Source organism: Salinicoccus siamensis (assembly GCF_042429615.1).
Classification (GTDB): domain Bacteria; phylum Bacillota; class Bacilli; order Staphylococcales; family Salinicoccaceae; genus Salinicoccus; species Salinicoccus siamensis.
On the sequence record NZ_JBHMAH010000050.1, the window covers coordinates 1 to 771 of the forward strand.

A 771-nucleotide genomic window follows, 5' to 3' on the forward strand; every position below is an offset into this window, starting at 1 on the left:
GCGTGGCGGTGTATCCTGAGTACGGCGGAACACGAGAAATTCCGTCGGAATCCGGGAGGACCATCTCCCAAGGCTAAATACTTCTTGGTGACCGATAGTGAACCAGTACCGTGAGGGAAAGGTGAAAAGCACCCCGGAAGGGGAGTGAAATAGAACCTGAAACCGTGTGCTTACAAGTAGTCAGAGCCCGTTAATGGGTGATGGCGTGCCTTTTGTAGAATGAACCGGCGAGTTGCGATTGCATGCGAGGTTAAGCAGCGAATGTGGAGCCGTAGCGAAAGCGAGTCTGAATAGGGCGTCTAGTATGGGGTTGCAGACCCGAAACCAGGTGATCTACCCATGTCCAGGCTGAAGTCCAGGTAACACTGGATGGAGGGCCGAACCGACTTACGTTGAAAAGTGACCGGATGAGGTGTGGGTAGCGGAGAAATTCCAATCGAACCTGGAGATAGCTGGTTCTCTCCGAAATATATTTAGGTATAGCCTCGTGTTAGCATCGTGGAGGTAGAGCACTGTTTGGACGAGGGGCCCATCCCGGGTTACCGAATTCAGACAAACTCCGAATGCCACCTATGTGATGCACGGGAGTCAGACAGCGGGTGATAAGGTCCGTTGTCGAGAGGGAAACAGCCCAGACCACCAGTTAAGGTCCCAAAATATATGTTGAGTGGAAAAGGATGTGGCGTTGCACAGACAACTAGCATGTTGGCTTAGAAGCAGCCATCATTTAAAGAGTGCGTAATAGCTCACTAGTCAAGTGACGCTGCGCCG

The 771-nt window shown here is 51.9% G+C and carries 1 rRNA gene; it reads left to right on the forward strand.

From position 1 onward, the window contains the following. Nucleotides 1-771 (forward strand): 23S ribosomal RNA (locus tag ACFFLE_RS11200); the annotation flags it as partial.